This window comes from Prolinoborus fasciculus (assembly GCF_056724605.1).
Genome location: NZ_JBWZQN010000029.1, coordinates 16367 through 38229 on the forward strand (window position 1 = coordinate 16367; position 21863 = coordinate 38229).

Annotated in this window: 23 protein-coding genes; 16 read left to right on the plus strand and 7 right to left on the minus strand. The window is 44.1% G+C overall.

Annotation, left to right across the window (positions count from 1 at the left end):
* Positions 1-52 precede the first annotated feature (52 nt).
* The 3 genes from AC1P5O_RS08560 to AC1P5O_RS08570 all read right to left on the minus strand — a co-directional run bounded on the left by AC1P5O_RS08560 (position 53) and on the right by AC1P5O_RS08570 (position 3550).
* Entirely contained in the window at positions 53-538 is a 486-nt protein-coding gene (locus tag AC1P5O_RS08560; protein ID WP_005106136.1) for a DUF934 domain-containing protein, read from the minus strand.
* The gene (locus AC1P5O_RS08565) at positions 531-2174 is read right to left on the minus strand and encodes a nitrite/sulfite reductase (protein WP_005106135.1); all 1644 of its coding nucleotides are present in this window, start codon (positions 2172-2174) and stop codon (positions 531-533) included. The genes AC1P5O_RS08560 and AC1P5O_RS08565 overlap by 8 nt, the downstream gene beginning before the upstream one ends.
* Positions 2175-2428: 254 nt before the next feature.
* On the minus strand, positions 2429-3550 hold the full coding sequence (locus AC1P5O_RS08570) for a CaiB/BaiF CoA transferase family protein (protein WP_121979995.1): 1122 nt from the start codon (positions 3548-3550) through the stop codon (positions 2429-2431).
* A gap of 212 nt (positions 3551-3762) precedes the next feature.
* On the opposite strand from AC1P5O_RS08570, the gene AC1P5O_RS08575 reads away from it, so the two are divergent.
* The 4 genes from AC1P5O_RS08575 to AC1P5O_RS08590 all read left to right on the plus strand — a co-directional run bounded on the left by AC1P5O_RS08575 (position 3763) and on the right by AC1P5O_RS08590 (position 8832).
* Positions 3763-4773 (plus strand): AraC family transcriptional regulator, encoded by a 1011-nt coding sequence (locus AC1P5O_RS08575; protein ID WP_005106131.1) that lies wholly within the window; start codon positions 3763-3765, stop codon positions 4771-4773.
* A 198-nt stretch (positions 4774-4971) separates the two neighbouring features.
* The gene (locus AC1P5O_RS08580; RefSeq protein ID WP_121979994.1) at positions 4972-6177 is read left to right on the plus strand and encodes an acetyl-CoA C-acetyltransferase; all 1206 of its coding nucleotides are present in this window, start codon (positions 4972-4974) and stop codon (positions 6175-6177) included.
* 11 nt (positions 6178-6188) lie between these two features.
* On the plus strand, positions 6189-8324 hold the full coding sequence (locus AC1P5O_RS08585; RefSeq protein WP_499005966.1) for a 3-hydroxyacyl-CoA dehydrogenase NAD-binding domain-containing protein: 2136 nt from the start codon (positions 6189-6191) through the stop codon (positions 8322-8324).
* Positions 8325-8484: 160 nt separating this feature from the next.
* The gene (locus tag AC1P5O_RS08590; protein ID WP_121979992.1) at positions 8485-8832 is read left to right on the plus strand and encodes a hypothetical protein; all 348 of its coding nucleotides are present in this window, start codon (positions 8485-8487) and stop codon (positions 8830-8832) included.
* A 69-nt stretch (positions 8833-8901) separates the two neighbouring features.
* On the opposite strand, the gene AC1P5O_RS08595 is transcribed toward AC1P5O_RS08590, so the two are convergent.
* The gene (locus AC1P5O_RS08595; protein ID WP_005106126.1) at positions 8902-9333 is read right to left on the minus strand and encodes a GNAT family N-acetyltransferase; all 432 of its coding nucleotides are present in this window, start codon (positions 9331-9333) and stop codon (positions 8902-8904) included.
* Positions 9327-10550, minus strand: coding sequence for a class I SAM-dependent methyltransferase (locus AC1P5O_RS08600; RefSeq protein ID WP_121979991.1), 1224 nt, complete (start codon positions 10548-10550; stop codon positions 9327-9329). The genes AC1P5O_RS08595 and AC1P5O_RS08600 overlap by 7 nt, the downstream gene beginning before the upstream one ends.
* Positions 10551-10652: 102 nt before the next feature.
* On the opposite strand from AC1P5O_RS08600, the gene trhA reads away from it, so the two are divergent.
* From trhA to AC1P5O_RS08615, 3 genes are all read left to right on the plus strand, one after another.
* Positions 10653-11297, plus strand: coding sequence for a PAQR family membrane homeostasis protein TrhA (gene trhA / locus AC1P5O_RS08605; protein WP_121979996.1), 645 nt, complete (start codon positions 10653-10655; stop codon positions 11295-11297).
* A gap of 142 nt (positions 11298-11439) precedes the next feature.
* On the plus strand, positions 11440-12747 hold the full coding sequence (locus tag AC1P5O_RS08610) for an MFS transporter (protein ID WP_004281697.1): 1308 nt from the start codon (positions 11440-11442) through the stop codon (positions 12745-12747).
* A gap of 133 nt (positions 12748-12880) precedes the next feature.
* On the plus strand, positions 12881-13282 hold the full coding sequence (locus AC1P5O_RS08615) for a hypothetical protein (RefSeq protein ID WP_121979990.1): 402 nt from the start codon (positions 12881-12883) through the stop codon (positions 13280-13282).
* Positions 13283-13306: 24 nt separating this feature from the next.
* Here the strand turns inward: AC1P5O_RS08615 and AC1P5O_RS08620 are convergent, their stop codons facing one another.
* A complete protein-coding gene (locus AC1P5O_RS08620; protein ID WP_121979989.1) occupies positions 13307-14317 on the minus strand; it encodes a metallophosphoesterase in 1011 nt (336 codons plus the stop codon).
* 101 nt (positions 14318-14418) lie between these two features.
* Here AC1P5O_RS08620 and AC1P5O_RS08625 point away from each other — a divergent pair, with 101 nt between their 5' ends.
* A complete protein-coding gene (locus AC1P5O_RS08625; protein ID WP_004645955.1) occupies positions 14419-16053 on the plus strand; it encodes a phospholipase D family protein in 1635 nt (544 codons plus the stop codon).
* A 36-nt stretch (positions 16054-16089) separates the two neighbouring features.
* On the opposite strand, the gene AC1P5O_RS08630 is transcribed toward AC1P5O_RS08625, so the two are convergent.
* Positions 16090-16899, minus strand: a complete 810-nt coding sequence (locus tag AC1P5O_RS08630; protein WP_004645956.1) for a lysophospholipid acyltransferase family protein — start codon at positions 16897-16899, stop codon at positions 16090-16092.
* Between the two features lie 189 nt (positions 16900-17088).
* Here AC1P5O_RS08630 and AC1P5O_RS08635 point away from each other — a divergent pair, with 189 nt between their 5' ends.
* From AC1P5O_RS08635 to AC1P5O_RS08670, 8 genes are all read left to right on the plus strand, one after another.
* Positions 17089-17220 (plus strand): hypothetical protein, encoded by a 132-nt coding sequence (locus AC1P5O_RS08635; RefSeq protein ID WP_005104169.1) that lies wholly within the window; start codon positions 17089-17091, stop codon positions 17218-17220.
* Positions 17221-17297: 77 nt separating this feature from the next.
* Positions 17298-18638: a ribosome rescue GTPase HflX gene (hflX, locus tag AC1P5O_RS08640; RefSeq protein WP_121979988.1), complete on the plus strand. Its 1341-nt coding sequence runs from the start codon at positions 17298-17300 to the stop codon at positions 18636-18638.
* 40 nt (positions 18639-18678) lie between these two features.
* Entirely contained in the window at positions 18679-19050 is a 372-nt protein-coding gene (locus AC1P5O_RS08645; protein ID WP_121979987.1) for a hypothetical protein, read from the plus strand.
* Between the two features lie 9 nt (positions 19051-19059).
* A complete protein-coding gene (locus tag AC1P5O_RS08650; RefSeq protein WP_044111685.1) occupies positions 19060-19734 on the plus strand; it encodes an LrgB family protein in 675 nt (224 codons plus the stop codon).
* An 86-nt stretch (positions 19735-19820) separates the two neighbouring features.
* The gene (locus AC1P5O_RS08655; protein WP_005106118.1) at positions 19821-20267 is read left to right on the plus strand and encodes a DUF2147 domain-containing protein; all 447 of its coding nucleotides are present in this window, start codon (positions 19821-19823) and stop codon (positions 20265-20267) included.
* Positions 20268-20471: 204 nt separating this feature from the next.
* Positions 20472-20741, plus strand: coding sequence for a DUF2147 domain-containing protein (locus AC1P5O_RS08660; protein WP_318270471.1), 270 nt, complete (start codon positions 20472-20474; stop codon positions 20739-20741).
* Positions 20732-20929, plus strand: a complete 198-nt coding sequence (locus AC1P5O_RS08665) for a DUF2147 domain-containing protein (RefSeq protein ID WP_318270470.1) — start codon at positions 20732-20734, stop codon at positions 20927-20929. The genes AC1P5O_RS08660 and AC1P5O_RS08665 overlap by 10 nt, the downstream gene beginning before the upstream one ends.
* A gap of 60 nt (positions 20930-20989) precedes the next feature.
* Positions 20990-21439 (plus strand): DUF2147 domain-containing protein, encoded by a 450-nt coding sequence (locus AC1P5O_RS08670; RefSeq protein ID WP_121979986.1) that lies wholly within the window; start codon positions 20990-20992, stop codon positions 21437-21439.
* Positions 21440-21863 lie beyond the last annotated feature (424 nt).

The following is a 21863-nucleotide window of genomic DNA, read 5'->3' on the forward strand; positions in this document are numbered from 1 at the left end:
GACATAAAAAAGCCGGAATCAATCCGGCTTTTTGACAGTAACTTAATTTAAATTATGCACCTGTTTGATAATGTGCCTGTGCAACCGCAGTCGATGCCTGATACGGATTTCTGAAATCATTCAAACCAGCAGCAGCTTCCTGAATATCCTTACCTTCTTTAATCACAAAAGTATCGAAACCAGAACGCTTCATGTAATTCAGTACATCTTTGAATACATCTCCAGTAGCACGCAATTCGCCCTGGAAACCCTGACGGCGAAGAAGTGCTGCAAATGAATAACCACGGCCATCATTAAAACCGGCAAACTCAATAAAGATTGCATCGAGCTGATCGAGCGGAAAATCATTGGTTTCAGGCGAAGCATCTACAGTTAAGTACAATGCTTTTTTGCCTGTCACATTGGTAATTTGATCTAACTGTTCAACAGTTAATACCACATCACCCTGAGGCAAAACACCATCTTCACCCATCAATTGATAGGTATTGTCTGCAATCGTGCCATCTTTAGAGAGTACTTGAAGTGCGGTATTAAGCATATGCACGCTCCTTAAATGGTTGAATGCCGACACGGCGATAAGTATCGATAAACTCTTCACCTTCCTGACGCAGGTCAAGATAAGTATTCAAAATTTCTTCTACGATATCTGGTACGACTTCGGCTGCAAATGATGGGCCAAGAATGTCACCAATCGACGCATCATGATCCGCATTTCCACCAAGCGTAATCTGGTAGAACTCAGCGCCTTTTTTGTCTACACCTAAAATACCGATGTTACCAACGTGGTGGTGACCACAGGCATTCATACAGCCTGAAATATTCAGATCCAGTTTACCTAGGTTATAAATCGTATCCAGATCATCAAAACGGCGTGAAATTGCTTCAGAAATCGGAATCGACTTCGCATTCGCCAATGAACAGAAATCACCGCCCGGGCAGCAAATAATGTCGGTCAAGAAACCGATATGCGCACGTGCCAGGTTATTTTGGTCAAGGGTTTGCCATACAGCGAACAAATCTTTTTGTGGTACATCGACCAGGGAAATGTTTTGTTCATGCGTGGTACGCAGCTCACCGAAAGTGTACTGATCGGCAAGATCTGCAATCAGGTTCATTTCTTCTGTGCTGACATCACCCGGTGCAATCCCGGCACGTTTCAGTGAAATCGTCACGATACGATAACCTTTCACTTTATGTGCATTGGTATTGATGTTGAACCACTGTTTGAATTTTGGATATTGTGCAAATAGTTCAGTGAAATCTTCATCTGCATAATCTTGGTAGTCAAATGGCGTGAAGTTCTCATCCATTTTCGCCAAGGTGTCTGCATCGATTTTCAGTGTTTTAATCGTATGCGCAAATTCAGCTTCAACTTTCTCGGCAAATACTGCTGGTGTTAAAGCTTTTACCAGAATCTTGATACGTGCTTTATATTTGTTGTCGCGACGGCCATGCAAGTTATACACACGAAGGACTGCTTCCAGATAAGCAATCAGGTCTTCACGCGGCAAGAACTCACGGATAAAGCTACCAATCACTGGCGTACGGCCGAGACCACCACCGACTTTGATTTTATAGCCCATTTCGCCTGCTTCATTACGCACAATATACACACCGATATCGTGGAATGCAGTGGCTGCACGGTCAGTTTCTTCAAGCGCAGAGACTGCAATCTTGAATTTACGTGGCAAGAAAGCAAATTCCGGATGGAAGGTTGACCATTGACGGATCAATTCACAAGTCGGACGTGGATCGGCAATTTCACCTGCAACCACACCGGCATACTGATCCGTCGTGGTATTACGGATACAGTTACCTGAAGTCTGAATCGCATGCATTTGCACAGTGGCCAGTTCAGCCAGCATATCCGGCACATTTTCCAGCGCAGGCCAGTTAAACTGGATGTTTTGACGGGTCGAAATATGCGCGTAGCCACGGTCATATTCTTTTGCCAAATCAGCCACTTTACGAAGTTGTTTTGAGTTCATCAAACCATAAGGCACGGCAATACGTAACATTGGCGCATAACGCTGTACGTACAGACCATTTTGCAGACGAAGCGGACGATACTCATCTTCAGTGAGTTTACCGGCTAAATAACGTTCCGTTTGGTCACGGAACTGTGCAACACGTTCATTAATCAGTTGCTGATCGAAATCAGTATATAAATACATGGCGTACAGCTAGTAGTTTCTATTATATCGCCGGCAAGGATAGCGAGATTGAACCTATCAATAAAATGCTTTTTATACATATTTCATAGCGGTTTTATTGATAAGCCTGTCAAAGTTTCACGGATCTCAGTATTTACAGCACTGGATTAAATTTAAAGTAATAATGATGAAAATCTTCAATTATTATTACTTATTTTCATATAGGAAAAATTTCCTCTCATTTCATTAATAATCTAATTAACACGTTAAGAATATTACCAATTTTGACTTTCTCCCAATTGCTGTCCTACAAACTCATAGCGTATCGTAGAACGTGAAAATTTAATCGGACAAGCCAATTGTGCTTCGGTCTGCTGACTATTGGATTTGAGTGGCACTTGTACGACCCATGCCCGCTGCTGGGCCAGATCAGAATGTAACGCTTCTTCAAGTTTGAGCACCGGTTCAACACAGACATCCAACGCGGCAAACAGCGTTTGCCATTCAGATAAAGACTTAGTCTTGATTTTATTCTGAATCGCCTGCTTCACTGCAGCATGATCTTCAGCGGCATAAGAAGCGCCTTTTTCCAGAAGAATCGGCAGCTCTAAAGCCTGAGCCAATCCCTGCATAAATTGTGGTTCCAGACTGCCAATCGACAGATAACGCTCATCCTGAGTTTCATAATAGTCGTAAAAAGTCCCGCCATTCAGATACCCCGATTCTGGCCGTTGATGCTGATTACCGGCCAGACTGGCAGAAGCCGCCAGATTATTCATCGTCACCACACAGTCGGTCATGGAAATATCAATATATTGCCCTTTGCCACTTTGCTGGCGTTCAATCACTGCGGCCAGAATCGCAATCACGGCATGCATGGAACCACCCGCAACATCAGCGACCTGAATTCCCAAGGCAGGTGGGCCATTTTCAATCCGACCACTGTGTCCAGCAATTCCAGATAAAGCCAGGTAATTAATGTCGTGCCCTGCCTTATCTTTATATGTGCCAGTTTGGCCATAACCTGTAATGGAACAGTAAATCAGTTTCGGATTAATTTCGCTTAAGGTTTGATAATCTAGCCCTAGACGTTGCATCACCCCGGGACGGAATTGCTCAATCACAATGTCATAATCTGCAATCTTGGATTTAACCAGTTCAATATTCGCAGGATCTTTCAAATCCAAAGCAACCGATTGCTTGTTTCGGTTCAGATAACTCTGTGAAGTGGCCTGTCCATTGGCAAAGGGTGGCATTAATCGCAACAGGTCCGGTCGGGTTGGTGATTCAATATGCACAACTTCTGCACCTAAATCAGCAAGATATAATGTAGCAAACGGGCCGGGTAAAAGTGTAGAAAAATCGAGGATTTTCAATCCTTTTAATGCATATGACATTGGAGTATTTGCTCTACTTATATTGCTTTTTTCAGCATCATAGGCACATAAATGAACAAAAACAATGTCATGTTCAGCCATTTACCTTGATAGTTTCGGCAATCTAATATGTAAGAAAATGGCAAGGTGTTCTTATAAATTGCCATTGCTTTATTATTTTTCGTCATTTAGGTCAATTATTAGTGAACATTAAAGAGACTGAAGGATTAAACATGAGTCGCGATACGATCAGTATCCATTTCGTCAATGCAGCCTTATCTGGCGTTAAGCGTCTGGGCATGGATGTCGATACTTTATTGTCTCACGTCGGGATTGAAGCAGAACTGCTGCATCAGCCCAAAGCGCGTATTTCGCCTGAACAATATACCCGCTTTATTAAAATGCTGTGGATGGTGACCCAGGACGAGCATGTCGGCTTTGACAAACAGCAACGCCGGTTGGGTACTTTTGCGATCATGTGCCAGCTCATCATTCATGCCAAAACCCTCGGTGATGCACTAGAACTTTCTTCCCAGTTCTACAAACTCTTTGGTGATGAATGGTCGGTGACCCTGGAGCGTGACAAACACGAAGCTCGTCTTGTTCCACTCATTCCAAATGCAATGGATCCGGATCATTTTATTACTGAAAGCATGTTGATGATCTGGCATGGCTTGGCGTCTTGGCTCATTGAACGTCGCCTGCCACTGGAACGCGTGCATTTTAGCTATCCACGTCCAGCCCATGCCGATGAATATGATGCCCTGTTCTTTGCGCCGGTAATGCAGTTCGATATGCCACGTACCGAAATTACTTTTGCTGCGGACTATCTGGACCTGCCAATTCGTCAGAATGAAGAAACCTTAGAAGAGTTTTTGAAAGCTGCGCCGGCACAATTGCTAGTGAAATTCAAAAACACCAACTCGCTGACTTCACGGATTCGTGATGTGCTGAAGAGCCAGATTGGGGAAGAAATGCCGACATTAAACGATGTCGCGTCGATGTTATATCTATCACCACAAACCTTGCGCCGCCGTCTGGCAGCCGAAGGCAAAAGCTATCAAGGCGTAAAAGATGCCTTACGCCGTGATGCTGCAATTCACTTATTACTTAATCCGGATCTAACCCTTGAAGATGTTGCACAACAAGTCGGTTTCAGTGAAACTAGTACTTTCCACCGCGCCTTCAAGAAATGGACCGGTGTAACCCCGGGTCTGTATCGTCAATTGCATGGCTATCATTAATCAAATGATGTTGCGAAATAACATTTAAAAATTAAAACCAGTTCTCTCCGCCTAAGCAAAAGCTTAGGCTTTTTTATAGCTAAAATTGGCTAAATCGCTCAAATGATCTGGCCCGTTCTCGTCATTGCACTTCAAAAATTAAGTATTACACTCGAGTCATTAGAATAATTTTCATCAAATCAATAAAAGGGACATGCTATGAGCGAGGCATATATTATTGACGCCATTCGTACGCCACGCGGAAAAGGCAAAAAAGATGGATCTTTACATCAAGTAAAACCCATTTCATTACTGACTGGTTTACTCAATGAACTGAAAGACCGTCACGGACTGGACACCTCAAAAGTCGATGATATTGTGCTGGGTTGTGTCACCCCGATTGGTGATCAGGGGGCCGATATTGCCAAAACGGCTGCTATTGCTGCCGGCTGGGACAATGATGTGGCCGGTATACAAATCAACCGTTTTTGTGCTTCCGGTCTGGAAGCTGTCAATCTGGCCGCACAAAAAGTCCGCTCTGGCTGGGAATATCTGGTTGTGGCAGGTGGAGTCGAATCCATGTCCCGCGTGCCGATGGGTTCTGACGGTGGTCCTTGGGCACTGGACCCTGAGACCAATATGGCCTGTGACTTTATTCCACAAGGTATTGGTGCAGATTTGATTGCCACGATTGACGGTTATACGCGTTCTGATGTAGATCAATTTGCCGAACAATCACAACAGAAAGCAGCTGCCGCTCAAGCCAATGGTTATTTCAATGCATCCGTGATCCCGGTAAAAGACAAAGCCGGTGTGGTGATTCTGGACAAAGATGAATTTATCAAACCGACAACGACCGCAGAAGGCTTGGGCAAACTCAATCCAAGTTTCGCCACTATGGGGCAAATGGGCTTTGATGCAATTGCCCTGCAAAAATATCCTGAAGTCGGTGCTATCAATCATGTGCATCATGCCGGGAATTCTTCAGGCATTGTCGATGGTGCGGCTGTGGTTTTGATCGCATCGGAACAAGCGGTAAAAGAACAAGGTCTGAAGCCACGAGCCAAAGTACTGGCCACGGCACTGGTCGGTGCAGATCCAACCATCATGCTGACCGGCCCTGCCCCGGCTGCTCGTAAGGCCTTGGCTAAGGCGGGTTTAACCATTGATGATATTGACCTGTTTGAAGTCAATGAAGCTTTTGCTGCCGTGGTGATGCGCTTTATCAATGAAATGAAGATTGATCCTGCCAAGGTGAATGTCAACGGCGGTGCAATTGCCATGGGACATCCACTCGGTGCGACTGGTGCGATGATTTTAGGGACATTACTGGACGAGTTAGAACGCCAGGGCAAAAAACGTGGAGTAGCTACACTTTGCGTGGGTGGCGGTATGGGCATCGCAACCATTATTGAACTGGTATAAGGAGAAAAATAATGAGCGCAATTCAATATCAAAAAAATGAAGATAATATTGTTATTTTAACGTTTGATTCTCCAAACCAGTCTGCCAATACCATGAATGCCGACTTTCGTACGGCACTAGATGAAGTCGTTGTCCAGTTACAAGCAGATGAAGATATTGCCGGGATTATTTTCCGTTCAGCGAAAAAAACTTTCTTTGCTGGCGGCGATCTGGATGAACTGATTCAAGCCACTCCTGAGCATGCAACTGAATTCTTCAATATGATTGAAGAGATGAAAGCCAAACTACGCTATATCGAAACTCTCGGTATTCCTGTGGTTGCTGCACTGAATGGCACGGCGCTTGGCGGTGGCTGGGAAATTGCCCTGTGTGCCCATCATCGTATTGCCCTGAATGACCCTAAAAGCAAATTTGGCCTGCCTGAAGTCACACTGGGTTTATTACCAGGTGGCGGTGGTATCGTCCGTAGCATCCGCCTGCTCGGTCTGCAAAATGCCCTTCCTTTATTAATGGAAGGCAAACAGTTTGGAGTCGATAAAGCTAAATCTTTAGGGCTGATTCATGAGGTCGCAGACAGTACCGATGAACTGTTGAAAAAGGCCATTGCCTGGATCAAAGCCAATCCAAAATCTCAGCAGCCATTCGATGTAAAAGGCTATAAAATTCCGGGTGGTAGCCCTTCGACACCAGCAGTTGCCCAGATGCTGGCAATTCCTCCGGCGATGCTGCGCGATAAAACCAAAGGCTGTTATCCTGCGCCTGAAGCGATCATGTCGGCTGCGGTAGAAGGTGCACAGGTCGATGTCGATACTGCCCTGACCATTGAATCGCGTTACTTTACTTATTTGGCGACCAGTCAAATTTCTAAAAATATGATTGGCACTTTCTGGCATGGTCTGAATGCAATCAAGTCCGGTGCCAGTCGCCCTCAAGATATTGAAAAGTGGAAAGCCACTAAAGTCGGTATTTTAGGTGCAGGCATGATGGGTGCTGGGATCGCCTATGCCACTGCCAGCACAGGCATTCCAGTAGTTCTGAAAGATATTTCATTAGAAGCGGCTGAAAAAGGCAAATCCTATAGCCAGAAACTGCTGGATAAAAAAGTCGCTCAAGGGCGTTTATCAGCCGAGAAACGAGATCAGTTTTTAAGCCTGATTCAAACAACTGCATCGAATGAAGATCTAGCGGGTTGTGACCTGATCATTGAAGCCGTATTTGAGAATCCCACGCTCAAGGCTCAAGTTACACAAGAGGCAGAACAATATCTTGCCAGCAACGGCGTAATGGCTTCGAATACCTCGACCCTGCCGATCACAGAATTAGCCCAGGCTTCAAAAAATGATCAGAACTTTATCGGCCTGCATTTCTTCAGTCCGGTCGATAAAATGCAGCTGGTGGAAATTATCAAAGGTAAAAATACCTCGGCAGAAACGCTGGCCAAAGCTTTCGATTTCGTGCAGCAAATTGGCAAATTACCGGTTGTGGTAAATGACAGCCGTGGTTTCTTTACCAGCCGCGTGTTTGGTACCTTTGTGCAGGAAGGTTTACGCCTGCTGGCAGAAGGTGTACATCCAGCGCGAATTGAAATGGCTGCACTCAAAGCCGGTATGCCGGTGGGCCCATTGGCAATTCAGGATGAAGTATCCTTGACCTTGTCTGAACATGTAGCCAATGAAAGATACAAAGCTTTAGAAGCACAAGGTCAGACCATCACTAAATCACCTGCGGATGACGTGATTCACAGCATGATTCACGAATTTAACCGTAAAGGTAAGGCTGCAGGCGCAGGTTTTTATGATTATCCGGCCGATGCAAAAAAGCAGCTCTGGTCTGGTCTCAGCTACTGGAAAAAAGACAACGATATTTCTGAACAGGAAATGATTGACCGCTTCCTGTTTGTACAGGCACTGGATACCGTACGTTGTCTGGAAGAAGGTGTCCTTGAATCTGTCGTCGATGCCAATGTGGGTTCCATTTTTGGTATTGGCTTTGCCGCCTGGACGGGCGGTGCAGTACAATTCCTGAATCAGTATGGTTTAGCCAAAGCCGTGACCCGTGCCAAAGTACTTGAAAATAAATATGGCGAACGCTTCAAAGCCCCACAACTCCTCAAAGATCGCGCAGCACACGCCCAGCCGATTCAATAACTTAGGCACTTAAATAAAAGAGGAACGTGTTTCCTCTTTTTTATCTTCTGGATTTGCTTAATGCACTGGATAGACTCATCTGATGACAGATTTCGATCTGCTTTTTGATCAATTTATGTTATAAAGTTACATAAGTTTGATATCCACGTGGGTAAGACCTATGACTGATCACAGTTCACCTGAAAAATCTCCTTGGGGCTGGAAAGCACTTATCATCTTCTGTATTTTAGGTGGATTATTCATGCTTATTTTTTGGCTCGCGATAAGTAATGAACCGGATTACATGCCAAGCCAGCAAAATAAACAAACTACCCAGCAACACGCTTTTAAAAATGCACCGACGATGTCTCCAGAAGCCATTGCCAAAGCGCAGGCGGATCGTGAAGCACGTGAAGCTACCAATACGGCTCATCCAGGTACGACAGCCGCTGAACACAATATGTCAGCTGAAGAACATGCCAATATGGATAATGCCGAGCACAGCTCAAATGCAGCACATGGCCACTGATCCAGATTCAGTCTATGCATAAAAAAGCGAGGTCAATGCCTCGCTTTTTCGTATTTGAATGGCTGAAAATTAAAGCTTTAAATACATATCAATATGCGGAATTCCACAATCCAGATATTCATCACCTTGAGCTTCAAATCCCAGCGCTTGATAGAAGCCAATGGCGTGCACTTGCGAAGACAGCTTTACCAACTTACGCTGCTCTGCACGCGCATAGTCAATCACGGCCTGCATCAAGCGCTGACCAACACCTAAACCGCGTGCTGTGGTTAGGACTGCAACCCGACCGATACTGTTATTTGACAATAAGCGTGCTGTAGCAATCGCCTGATCCTGCTGAAAAACAATGAAATGTACAGCAACCGCATCTTCAACATCCCACTCATCTTCAGCTGCAATATGCTGTTCTTGAATAAACACGGCTTCACGAATCGCTTTGGCATACACTGCCAAATCTTTCCAGCTGCCGGACACTATTTTAAGTTCTGGACTATTTAGCATTTAGAACCAATTCCCTTCTGATCCCACTGGTCATTAAGCAACAATTCCAGTGAATGTTTCTGGATCCCATACATCTCTTTTAAGGCCTGAATTTGTGCCAGAACCGACTGATCAGGTTGTTGATAGTCTTTACGTTTTGTCGCCAGAATCATTTTATTTTTACTGGTATGTTCCAGCGCCACAAATTCAAAAACTTTGGTTTCATAACCATAAGCTTTGAGTAGTAAAGCACGTATGGTGTCAGTCAGCATTTCGGCCTGCTGTCCGGCATGAATACCAAACTGCAACATCGGACTCAGGACTTTCGGTGTTTGTAACTGTGGACGTAACTCCTTATGACAACACGGCGCGCACATGATCATCTGTGCATTCAGGCGAATCCCGCTATGAATCGCAAAATCTGTTGCTACATCACAGGCATGCAAGGCAATCATCACATCCAGACGTTCTGGCGCATAAGTACGCACATCCCCCTGGAAAAAGTCCAGCTGATCAAAACCAGATTGCTGCGCGACATTCTGGCAGAATTCAACCATTTTCGGATTAAGCTCTACCCCGGTGACATACGGCGTTTGACCATGTTTTTGCATATAGTCATATAAAGCACAGGTCAGATAGCCTTTACCCGAACCAAAATCCACCACACGCAGGCCCTCGGCTTGTGGCTTAATCTGCGCCAAGGCACCTGAGAAAATTTCCACAAACTTATTAATCTGCTTCCATTTACGCGCCATGCTCGGAATGATTTGCGCTTTTTGATCGGTAATACCGAGATGCTGGAGAAAAATACTGTCCTGATCGACAAAACGTTGTTTAATCCGGTCATGGCCTTGTTCAACAGGCTTCACCTGATTCATCGCTGCTTTATGTTTGCTGCGCGTTAACATGGCTTTTTTCTTGTTTTTTTTCAGCTGTAATTCTTCATCGACGGTGATCAGATTGGCTTGTTTGCAATATGCTAACAATGTAGTCACCTGCGATAAAGCTTCTTCTAAAGGATAATTTTTGGTGACATCCTGAGTCTTGTAACGATACAGACAGCTCAATACGCGCTGTTCATTTAATGTAATGACTCGCAAGGTCATTTTCTCTAAATCCTGCAGTTCACCTTTATACTGGCTTAAGATCAGGCGATCAAATTGATCCCTTTCAACAGCTTGCTGAAAGGTGTCCAAGAATTGCTGTTCCTGATCTGAGAGAGTTGCCAACGTTGACATAGATAAAACCTGAAATGAATTGCGCATCAAGTTTAAATCTTCTTAACCTAAAAGCAAAATTGAATTATTATACAAGTGTATATTTGAAGAAGAATGACAATCATGCAGAATGCTCCACTGGTTCCAGATTATGATCAAAATGAGGAATGGATTAACTATATTAGTCATGGCGTAGGTGCCGGGCTGTCCATTGTTGCTGGTATTCTTTTGATTATTAAAGGGTCTTACCTCAGTACTGGACAATGGATTGGACTGTGGGTTTATGCACTGAGCATGATTCTGCTGTTTTCTGCTTCAATGCTTTACCACATGGCCACTGCAGCAGACCGCCGTTATTTTTATAAAAAAATCGATCATACTGCGATTTATTATTTAATCGCCGGAACCTATACCCCTTTCCTGTCGATTGCCATTCCGACTGCCAAAGCCCAGTATTTATTGATTGCTCTCTGGGTGATTGCTCTTCTTGGTACACTTTTCAAGTTCGTTTTCATTCATCGTTTTCAGAAACTTTCTTTGGCGGCTTATCTGGCCATGGGCTGGCTGGCGCTGCTGGTGATTGATGATATGCAGCAATATTTAAGTGCTCAATCTTTAACCTTTCTCATCATTGGTGGACTCGCTTATACCGTGGGTGCATTGTTTTACGCTTTAAAAAGAGTAAGATATACCCACGCTATCTGGCACATATTTGTATTGATAGGCGCAGGATCACATTTTCTGTCTATCTATCTTTACGTGATTTAATCATCTCCTTTTTCATTTCAGTGACCCTGAGCGAGTTGAAGCGAGAAGATTGCAGTTGTTTTTTTAAAAAATTACGCCTTTTTTAAAAAGATTACGCTTTTAAAACTAAGTTTTTTTATTTTTAGTAAGTGTAAGGTTTTCCATGGCGTCGTCTAATTCTGCTGCTCAGCCAGCACAAAATTCAAAATTTCGCGTTTTAACAGCGAGCTTGGTAGGCACCACAATCGAATTCTTCGATTTTTATATTTATGCCACCGCTGCTGTCATTATTTTTCCGTATCTGTTCTTCCCTACCAGTACAGATCCGATGACCGCAACCATTCAGTCTCTTGCGACTTTTGCCATTGCCTTTATTGCCCGTCCGATTGGTGCAGCATTATTTGGTCATTTAGGTGACCGGATCGGACGAAAAGCCACCTTGGTCGCTGCTTTGCTGACTATGGGGATTTCAACCGTTGCGATTGGTCTATTGCCAACTTATGCGCAAATCGGAATTGCTGCGCCACTGTTACTTGCACTGTGCCGTTTAGGTCAGGGCTTGGGTCTAGGTGGTGAATGGTCAGGTGCGGTACTTCTTGCAACTGAAAATGCCCCGGAAGGCAAACGTGCCTGGTATGGCATGTTCCCGCAACTGGGTGCTCCGATCGGCTTTATTCTGGCAACAGGTTCTTTCCTGACGCTTGGCGCTTTCATGTCTGAAGCTGACTTTATGGCTTGGGGCTGGCGTATTCCGTTTATCTCAAGTGCCTTGTTGGTAATTGTCGGTTTATGGATCCGTTTAAAACTGCATGAAACGCCTGCTTTCCAGAAAGTGCTGGATAAACAAAAAGAAGTAAATGTTCCTTTTGTTCAAGTGTTCAAAAAGCACTCTCGTATGCTGGTTCTGGGTACGATTGCTGCAATCTGTACATTTGTTGTGTTCTACCTTACTACGGTATTTGCATTGCAATGGGGAACCAAACAACTCGGTTATTCCCGTGAAGAATTCCTGCAATTGCAGTTAGTTGCAACCCTGTGTTTTGCTGCATTCATCCCGCTTTCAGCAGTATTGGCAGAGAAATTTGGCCGTAAGACTACTTCCATTGCGGTATGTGTCATTTCTGCGATCTTCGGTATCTTCTTTGCAGATATGCTTGAATCTGGCAGCACCTTGGTGGTGTTCCTGTTCTTGTGTATTGGTCTGGCGATTATGGGCTTAACTTATGGGCCAATCGGTACTGTATTGTCTGAAATCTTCCCGACTTCAGTACGTTATACAGGTTCTGCATTAACCTTTAACTTGGCAGGTATTTTCGGCGCATCATTTGCACCGCTAATCGCAACCAAGCTGGCAACGGCCTATGGTCTGTCTGCAGTCGGTTATTACCTGACCGCAGCATCTATCCTGTCGCTTGTCGCGTTTTTACTGATTCGTGAAACCAAGAATGATGATGTAAACAATCAGATCTAAGGTTTTAGATCGATTCAAAAGCCAGCACTCGATGCTGGCTTTTTTTATGATTTCACAACAAAACTCGGCTACTTATCTCGTTAAATTTGCTCAACAATCAAATGAACTCAATTCAAAAAAATGAGGCAAGGCCATGCAGGATCTTATTGAATACCTCTCGCAGGAGCAGTTGGTCAATATCATTATTTTGCTGGAAGATGATAAAAAATTAGAAGCTGTTCGCTATATCACCAAGAATACACCCTTGGATGAAGCTCAGGCACTGCAAGTGATTGATGAAATTGTGCGGGAACATGATGTGGTCATGAAGCATGAAAGTACCGGTCCACGCTTTAGTGATGATGCCGATGATATCAACCTGGTGACACCGCCACTGGAAATCCCCACCCATCCTAGTTTGAGTACACCCACAGAAGCTGAAATCACTGCGCAACAATTACGTGAAAATGTGCCAACCCAAAAAATTGAAAAGAAAATCTGGATGATGGCAGCCGTCGCAGTCGTGTTATTGATTCTGGTCTGGATTATCAGTTAACGCAGTACAGAATGCCGACTGAATTTAGATTAGTTCAATAATATCAATGGTAGGCGGCACCCGGAAACGGAAAGGCACGCCGACTAAGCCGGTACCGACAGTAACGAACACATCTGCATGTTCATGGCGGTACATGCCCTTTTTATGTCCCAAAATTGAAACCTTTTTCATGACGTAATTAGTTAACCAAGGCAGCTCCACCTGTCCGCCATGAGTATGTCCAGACAGCATCAGAGGGCGCATCGGCAGTTTGGGAATCATATCGACCGTATCCGGGTTATGCGAAAGAATGACCCAAGGCTTGTCCTGAGGCAAGTCTGGCAAACTGCGCATATCGGCTTTTCCAGCCCAGAGATCACCCACGCCCAAAAGGCGAAACTCATCAAATTCGACAATTTTACCTTCGATATCCATGACCTGATTGACTTGCAGTGCATAATACAACAATTCCTGAATCGGGGGGCCAGGATATTGCTCGTCATGGTTACCATTGACTGAATAGACCGGAGCGTGAATCTCTTTTAAAACTGCCAATTCCTGTGCCAGTTTATTTTCTGGCTCGTAAGTCCAGTCGCCAGCAACCACCACCAAATCAGGTTGAATATGATTTAATTTGTGTACAATTTGTCGCAACTGACGCTCATGACCCGAAAACAGACCGATATGCAAATCTGCAATCAGGGCGATTTTTACTGGCTGCTTTAAACGTTTATCTGCATTGATCTGATATTGTGTCGTTTTCACTTGAATTAAATGTGGCTCGATAAAGCGTGCATAAGTCAAAACCCCACTCAGCAAAAATACAAAAATAGCTTCATGCAGCGAATAATACCCCGTCCATCCAGCATAAATACTGAAGAAAACCAAAGGGATTAATAAATAGGCAAGATAAAACGCCAGCAAATGACCAAAAGCTTTAAAGGGATGAATGGTTTCGGTACGTGATTGGCTCGACCATGCCTGAGCCACAGCCCAGATGGCTAAAATCGCCATTCCTAGATAAAAATAAAACAGTACGGAATTCGAATCCCACATAAATTGGCCTTATTCAGTCGAGCAGCAGATTACTGGCTTTATATTTATCTTTTCATAGCTGGCAATTATACTCAATTCTAATTTTTCATTCTTCGACTTATATGGCCACTGCTCCCCGCGATCAAGTTCATCTTCAATCCTCAAGTTTTATACGCACTCATCGCTATAAAGCCGGCATTTTACTGAGCTGTAGCCTGGTACTGGGTCTGCCTGCGTGTAGCACCTTACCCAAGCAAACCGAACAGCCAAGCCAGATGGCATTTGAAACGGATACATCGCGAACCAGCCTGGCACAAATTGTTGAACCTTTACGTGATCAGAACATCGGGTTGACCGGTTATCGCGTGCTGTATGATCCGCTTGAAGCACTGGCTGCGCGGATTCAGCTGATTAATAAAGCGGAACGCAGTCTGGATCTGCAATATTACATTTGGGATAATGACCGAATCGGTGCCCTCGCCCTGCATGCGATTATTCAGGCAGCGGATCGTGGCGTAAAAGTGCGCCTGTTGATGGATGACAATAATGCCAAGAAAATGGAAGGGATTTATCTGGCCTTAAACCAGCATCAGAATATCGATGTCAAACTGTATAATCCCTATCGCTTTCGTAAATACCGCGCCATGGACATGGTGCTGGATTTAAAGCGCATTAACCGCCGCATGCACAATAAAAGTTTTATTGCCGATAACCAGATTGCCTTGATTGGCGGCCGCAATATGAGCAACCAGTATTATAATGTCAGTGAAAGCTATCAGTTCTCTGATGTCGATGTGATGCTGGTCGGTGCGGCATCGGATGAAATCATTCATTCCTTCGATGAATACTGGAATGATGATTATGCCTATCCGGTGCAAGAGGTTGTGAATCCACGGCATCATGGCTTACGTTTTCCAAGTTTAAAAGAACAGCTAGAAACCCATAGTCAGGATCCAGCGACTCAAAATTATCTGGATCTGGCCAATCGTTCCAGAGCCTTTGACCAATGGCTGGAACAAAACATTCAGCTGGATTGGGTGGAAGCTGAAGTGGTCAAAGATCCACCGAGCAAAATCAAAGCCAAGGCCAAAACCGAAGAACACCTGAATTTCCAGTTATTACAGCGCCTGGAAAAACCTGAACAAAGTGTCGATATTGTCTCTGCCTATTTTGTCCCGGAAAAAATTGGTGCAGACCGTTTAAAGAAACTGGCGAATGAGAATATCAAGGTTCGCGTCCTGACCAACTCTTTTAAGGCCAACGACGTTGCCGTGGTGCATGCCTTTTATGCCAAATATCGTCAGGATCTATTGGAAAATGGGGTGCAGCTGTATGAGTTCTTGGCAGCGCCAGAAGCTAATCACCTAAATGCCAATACTGAGGAAATTTCGAAAAAAGCTAAAGTCAGCCTGAAAGGACTGAGCCGTTCCAGCCTGCATGCCAAACTGATGGCACTGGATCAAAAACAGGTGTTTATTGGTTCTTTTAACTTTGATCCGCGTTCAGCCTATTTGAATACTGAAATTGGCGTGTTGCTGAACAGTCCGTCTTTGGCACGTGCAGTACACGACACCATGGACAAAAATTTAAGCAAATATGCGTATAAACTGGTGCTGGATGCGAATCAGAACATTAACTGGAAAATCAAGAAAGCCAATGGTGATGTTCAAACGTTTACCAAAGAACCAAAAATGAAATGGTATCAGAAAGCTGGACTTAAACTGGTGTCGTGGCTGCCTATTGAAGGCTTTATGTAAGTTTGATTCTTTGAACAAAAACCATAAAAAAGCCTCTTATTGAGGCTTTTTTAATACCCGTGACTGAAGTTCAACTAGGCCAGTCTGCATTTTTTCTTGGACCACACGGGTAAGGCTTTCAACCGTATGCCCTTCCGTGGCAATTGCAGGTAAAGCCACTAAATGTGCAATGACTTGCGGCATTTCCAGTACTTTTTTGACATGGGCAGCAAAACTGATGTCATTGACAAACGGCGCAACCATATCCAGTTCACCCTGCTGATTCACATAACAAATCAGACAGATTTGTACAGGACGCTGCGCTTCAATCGCGGCGCCTAAAATCCGGCCGTGCACTTTTTTGATGGCTCGCCCATCAGAAGTCGTCGCTTCAGGAAAGAACAGCACCGGAATATTCTGTTTCAGGAAACCGGTAATTTGTTCACGAATCCTGACGGAATCTCCTGAACCACGTTTAATAAATAAGGTGCCACCACCCTTGGCCAATTTGCCTAGAATTGGCCAGTTCTCAATTTCTGCTTTCGCCAGAAAAAATACGCGTGCCCCTGAACCCAGAACTGCAATATCGAGCCAGGACACATGGTTACTGACCCATAAGGCGGGTTCACGCGGAATCTCGCCATGTACCCGCACTTCGATATTGAATACTTTGCATAACTGGCGGCAAAAATGTTGCACATAGCGAGTATTGGTCGGGTTATTCGGATTTTTATATAAGCCATGACGAAAAACCAAATAGAACCCCTCACTGATGGTGGCCAATGAGGCGGTAATTTTCCGGCTATACAGAAAAAACTTGGCCAAGCCTTCGATATCTGGAGTCTGGTTTTGTACAGTTGAGTTCATAAAAACGTCATTAAATCCTAAGCGAGATACAGGGAATATCCACGAATTAAACTCATTCTATACTGTTCATTCGCAACTTGCATTGATAATAAAAATAGACCAATAGCATCTATATCTTCAATTTTAATTGGATTAAAAAATCATTCAAAATAAAACTATCGAAATATTAGATTGAAAAGGATCGTAGCCATGCCAGATCAAACCCAGCCCGCGAACGACACACCTCCGCCTTTACAAGTGCTCAAATATATTTTGGGCGGCACCTTCATCTATGCCGTGGTACTGGTAACACTTGCACAACTGTTTATCAGCGCACTTTAAACCAAAGCCGCGCTAATTCGGTATCTGCTCAGCCCTTTTTCAACTACACTAAAGTTTTCAAGTGGAGATTGGCCTGAGTGGAATATTTACAACAACATCGAGGGAAAGAGCGCGTCATTCTGGTGAGTGTCAGCGTACAAATGCTGGATGACCTTGATGCTGAAGAGTTTCGTTTACTGGCCCAGTCTGCAGATGCTGAAATTCTGGAACATATTTATGCTCAGCGGGTGAAACCCGATGCCAAATTTTTTATCGGCTCCGGCAAGGCAGAAGAAATCGCTGAGCGTGTTGAAGAACTGGATGCCAATCTGGTCATTTTTGACCATGCCCTGACCCCAGCCCAAGCCCGAAATCTGGAACAGGTGATCAAATGCCGCGTGGTCGATCGTACTGAACTGATTCTGGATATTTTTGCCCAGCGTGCCCGTACCTATGAAGGTAAGCTGCAAGTCGAACTGGCACAGCTACAACATTTATCTTCACGTTTAATTCGTAGTCGTGGCAATCTCGACAGTCAGAAAGGCGGGATCGGTTTACGTGGTCCCGGTGAAACCCTGCTGGAAACGGACCGCCGCTTGCTGCGTATCCGTATGGGACAGCTCAAGGCACGCATTGATAAAGTCCGCCAGACCCGGATGCAAGGTCGTGTAGCCCGTCAAAAAGCGGCTGTTCCAACAGTATCTTTAGTCGGCTATACCAATGCAGGCAAGTCGACCCTGTTTAACTTACTCGCCAACAGCGATGTCTATGCAGCCGATCAGCTGTTTGCCACTTTGGACCCTACTTTACGGCGTCTGGAATGGGATGGGATTGGCAATCTGGTACTGGCCGATACGGTAGGTTTTGTCCGTAACCTTTCCCATTCGCTGGTTGAATCCTTTAAAGCAACTTTGGAGGAAACCGTAGAAGCCACGCTGTTACTGCATGTCATTGATTCAAGCAGCCCAGAAATGCTGGAGCAGATTGAAGCTGTAGAAAAAGTGCTGAAAGAAATTGGTGCCGATGTTCCGATCCTGCAGGTTTATAACAAAATTGACTGTAGCGGTGAAGAAGCCAAAATTATTTATCGACGTCCGGGCGAACCGGAACGGGTTTATGTTTCGGCACATAGTGGCGAAGGTATCGATCTGCTGCGTAAAGCGGTACATGAATCCTTGATGGGGAAACTGCAATCCTTCGATTTAATCCTGAAACCCGCTTATGGCAAGCTGCGTAACCAGCTCTATGGTCTGAATGTGATCCAGTCAGAACATTATGATGATGAAGGCCAGCTGCATCTTCATATTCGAATTGCCCCACAAAAACTGGAACAGTTGATTAAACAGGCGCATTTACCTTTAGAGGAAATTCTGGGCAAACAGGCCCAACAATTTCAGCGTCCACTGGAAGCGTTTGAAATCCAGTCAAAGATCGAGTAAAACTTGATAAGTAAACTTATTAATATTAATGATCATAGCAATGAACTGGATAAAACGAATAGATTGGCCAGCATGGATCGGTACCCTGTTACTTATTATTGTCTTTCGGGAAGCTTCGGTCTGGTTAATGACCCAACTGAATCATCCTGAATTAGGTAATCTGGTCGGGTTATTGAGCCTTTTAATTGTGCTATTTACCTGGCGCTACTTTGGCAAACTCCCCGCCCGCCTCGTGGATACCAATAATAAACTGATGAAGGAAAGCGCCTTTGCTTTCCTGCCTGTCAGTGCAGGTGCACTAATGATGCTGGTACATATGGGCCAGAAAATTCCGGCCTTTCTGTTCATCATGTTTTTCAGCACCCTGATTCCTTTATGGATTTACGCCAAAATGGCCAAGCGCTGGTTATAGGAGTTCCGCATGTTATCTATTTTGTATGGCTTTGCGGTTACGCTCAGCGCCTATCTGATTGCCAAACCCTGTAACCGGTTCATACCGCAAATTCCCGTCATCGTGTTCAGCATGTTCTTTGTACTGGCGATTTTATTTGTGCTGGGCATTCCCTATGAAAATTACATGGATGAAGTTAATCCTCTCTTCAACCATTTACTCGGCTATGTGACCGTCGCCTTGGCTATCCCTCTGGCCGCGATGCGCTACGATGACTTGCCGCTCAAAGCCATTATCGGCATTTTGGTTTTTGCCAGTATCAGTGCTGTCGCCTTACCGATGGGACTGGCTTATCTGCTGCATATGTCCTCTGCAGACATTATGGCGTTTGCTACCCGTGCCGTGACTACTCCAATTGCGATTAATATTGCCACCCTGCTGGATGCACCCATCAGCATGGTCATTCTGATCGTGATTCTTTCTGGTGTGATTGGTGCAGCTTTTTCTCCATTTATTCTGAGACATATCAATGATGAACGTGCCTCCGGATTGGCTTTAGGACTGGCTGCACATGCCATTGGTACAGCTCAGGCCTGGCAGCGCGGCAGTGTTGCAGGTCGTTATGCTGCTTTTGGCATGGCGGTAAATGCGGTCTTCACCGCGATCTGGTTGCCAACTTTTATACTTTATTTGCAAAAAATGTGACTAGTGAATCAAATTATTCATTTGTTTTATAGGGTAATCGTTCTTACTATAGAGTAAGAACACTAATCTCACCTAGGAACAGATATATGAAAAAGGTTCAATTCTTTTCAACTTTACTTTTAGCCTCTTTCAGCCATCTGGCTTTGGCCTCTGACCTTTCAGGGACATGGAGAAATATTGACGACAAAACTGGTTCACCTAAAGCATTCCTCGAAATTCGTGAGACGGCTTCCGGCGTCTATGCTGCCAAGATCACAAAAATCACCCCGCGTCCTGGATATACCCCGAAAGAAAACTGTGTGTCCTGTCCTGCACCTTATACCAATAAACCTATTCTCGGCCTGGATGTGCTCACTGGCTTAAAGCACGTCGGCAATAACAGTTTTGCTCAAGGCAAGCTGCTTGATCCATTATCAGGGAATCTTTATAACACCAAAGCAAAATTAAGTGCTAATGGGAAACGTCTGATCCTACGCGGCTATATCGGCGTTTCAGCACTAGGCCGTAGTCAAACCTGGATTAAGCAGGATTAATTCCTGCTTTATTAAATAAAATGTGACGGGGTTATGCTTTAGTAGATAGAAGCTTGCATTTTAATGCATTAAGTTGTATGAATATTAAACATATGCTTTTTTTATGCAATATAGATTATGAAAGTGCATTAACGTAGTTTGCGTCAACATTCACCACATGGAATTAGGTGAATGTTCATAAAAAAATAAGGATAAGGATATCGCATGTATAAAATCGCAATTTTAACTGTTTTTTCAGCTTCTTTATTCACAGGCTCTATGGCCTTTGCTCAGGAGTTATCTGGTCTCTGGCAACAGATTGATGATAAAACTGGCTCACCTAAAGCATTGATTGAAATGAAAACTCAGGCTGATGGCTCCTATACCGGAACGATTACTAAAGTCACACCTCGCCCAGACTATACCCCACGGGAAAAATGTGTCAAATGTCCATCACCTTATACCGATAAACCGATAAACCGATTTTGGGATTAGACGTCATTAAAGGACTGAAACCCACCACCAAAAATAACTATGCACATGGCCGGGTACTCGATCCACTCACCGGCAAAATTTATGATTTAAAAGGGCGGATTTCTGCCAATGGGAAACGACTGACTTTACGTGGATATATCGGGATCTCTGCGATTGGTCGCACACAAACCTGGATTCGCCAGGATTAATAAAAACAGCACTTTTGTGTTGGGGATATTTTATTCATCTATAAAAAAGGCATAAATATAATGAAACAAACTAAATTAGGATTAATGTTCATCGCTGCACTGATGACTGGGACTGCTTATGCACAGGATCTGACGGGCATCTGGCAGCAAATTGATGATAAAACCGGCTCACCAAAAGCAATTATTGAAATTCGTCAAAATGATAATGGGACTTTTGCTGGAAAAATTATCAAAGTGACTCCACGTCCAGGCTATACTCCACAAAAGACCTGCAATAAATGTCCCGCGCCTTATACCAATCAGCCGATCATGGGCATGGATGTATTGACTGGCTTAAAACATGTGGAAGGCACCAACAATTATGAAAAAGGTAAAGTGATTGATCCATTGGCAGGTAAAGTTTATGACGCTCGAGTGCGTCTAAATGCCAATGGTAAACGTTTAACCTTGCGTGGTTATGTGGGTGTGTCCGCTTTAGGCCTTAGCCAGACCTGGATTCGCCAAGATTAATACCTAATTCTCATTATTCAAAAAAGCTGCCAAATTGGCAGCTTTTTTTAGTGTATCAACTCTATAGTATTCAGATAAGTGTTGACTATTTTAGTAAGATTTCTAACATGAGCGGGCGATGATAAAAATTCTTTGGAATGACTCTCTATGTTTAAAAAAATATTACTTGCCGCGCTTACAGCAGGATGTATGACGAATTTGTGGGCAAACGATATTACCGGGACCTGGCAACAAATTGATGATAAAACGGGGGCGGCTAAAGCGATTATCGTCATTAGCAAAGAAGCAAATAATACCTAACCTGAGTTCGACATAAAAAATAAATAAAAAAAAGCCTTAGCATCTGTAATATCTTGGTTACGAAGACAAAACATTTCAGAGCAAGGCTTTTTCATGGACTATATTACCGAATTATTTTGTATCT

What these genes read in the sequence shown, in the direction of transcription:
- AC1P5O_RS08610 (WP_004281697.1), top strand. Translation starts at nt 11,440, where the DNA reads ATGGCGTCGTCTAATTCTGCTGCTCAGCCAGCACAAAATTCAAAATTT.
- AC1P5O_RS08580 (WP_121979994.1), top strand. Translation starts at nt 4,972, where the DNA reads ATGAGCGAGGCATATATTATTGACGCCATTCGTACGCCACGCGGAAAA.
- AC1P5O_RS08660 (WP_318270471.1), top strand. Translation starts at nt 20,472, where the DNA reads ATGTATAAAATCGCAATTTTAACTGTTTTTTCAGCTTCTTTATTCACA.
- AC1P5O_RS08620 (WP_121979989.1), bottom strand. Translation starts at nt 14,317, where the DNA reads ATGTGGGATTCGAATTCCGTACTGTTTTATTTTTATCTAGGAATGGCG.
- AC1P5O_RS08575 (WP_005106131.1), top strand. Translation starts at nt 3,763, where the DNA reads ATGAGTCGCGATACGATCAGTATCCATTTCGTCAATGCAGCCTTATCT.
- AC1P5O_RS08570 (WP_121979995.1), bottom strand. Translation starts at nt 3,550, where the DNA reads ATGTCATATGCATTAAAAGGATTGAAAATCCTCGATTTTTCTACACTT.
- AC1P5O_RS08630 (WP_004645956.1), bottom strand. Translation starts at nt 16,899, where the DNA reads ATGAACTCAACTGTACAAAACCAGACTCCAGATATCGAAGGCTTGGCC.
- AC1P5O_RS08635 (WP_005104169.1), top strand. Translation starts at nt 17,089, where the DNA reads ATGCCAGATCAAACCCAGCCCGCGAACGACACACCTCCGCCTTTACAA.
- AC1P5O_RS08655 (WP_005106118.1), top strand. Translation starts at nt 19,821, where the DNA reads ATGAAAAAGGTTCAATTCTTTTCAACTTTACTTTTAGCCTCTTTCAGC.
- trhA (WP_121979996.1), top strand. Translation starts at nt 10,653, where the DNA reads ATGCAGAATGCTCCACTGGTTCCAGATTATGATCAAAATGAGGAATGG.
- AC1P5O_RS08560 (WP_005106136.1), bottom strand. Translation starts at nt 538, where the DNA reads ATGCTTAATACCGCACTTCAAGTACTCTCTAAAGATGGCACGATTGCA.
- AC1P5O_RS08650 (WP_044111685.1), top strand. Translation starts at nt 19,060, where the DNA reads ATGTTATCTATTTTGTATGGCTTTGCGGTTACGCTCAGCGCCTATCTG.
- AC1P5O_RS08590 (WP_121979992.1), top strand. Translation starts at nt 8,485, where the DNA reads ATGACTGATCACAGTTCACCTGAAAAATCTCCTTGGGGCTGGAAAGCA.
- AC1P5O_RS08645 (WP_121979987.1), top strand. Translation starts at nt 18,679, where the DNA reads ATGAACTGGATAAAACGAATAGATTGGCCAGCATGGATCGGTACCCTG.
- AC1P5O_RS08670 (WP_121979986.1), top strand. Translation starts at nt 20,990, where the DNA reads ATGAAACAAACTAAATTAGGATTAATGTTCATCGCTGCACTGATGACT.
- AC1P5O_RS08625 (WP_004645955.1), top strand. Translation starts at nt 14,419, where the DNA reads ATGGCCACTGCTCCCCGCGATCAAGTTCATCTTCAATCCTCAAGTTTT.
- AC1P5O_RS08600 (WP_121979991.1), bottom strand. Translation starts at nt 10,550, where the DNA reads ATGTCAACGTTGGCAACTCTCTCAGATCAGGAACAGCAATTCTTGGAC.
- AC1P5O_RS08595 (WP_005106126.1), bottom strand. Translation starts at nt 9,333, where the DNA reads ATGCTAAATAGTCCAGAACTTAAAATAGTGTCCGGCAGCTGGAAAGAT.
- AC1P5O_RS08585 (WP_499005966.1), top strand. Translation starts at nt 6,189, where the DNA reads ATGAGCGCAATTCAATATCAAAAAAATGAAGATAATATTGTTATTTTA.
- AC1P5O_RS08565 (WP_005106135.1), bottom strand. Translation starts at nt 2,174, where the DNA reads ATGTATTTATATACTGATTTCGATCAGCAACTGATTAATGAACGTGTT.
- AC1P5O_RS08615 (WP_121979990.1), top strand. Translation starts at nt 12,881, where the DNA reads ATGCAGGATCTTATTGAATACCTCTCGCAGGAGCAGTTGGTCAATATC.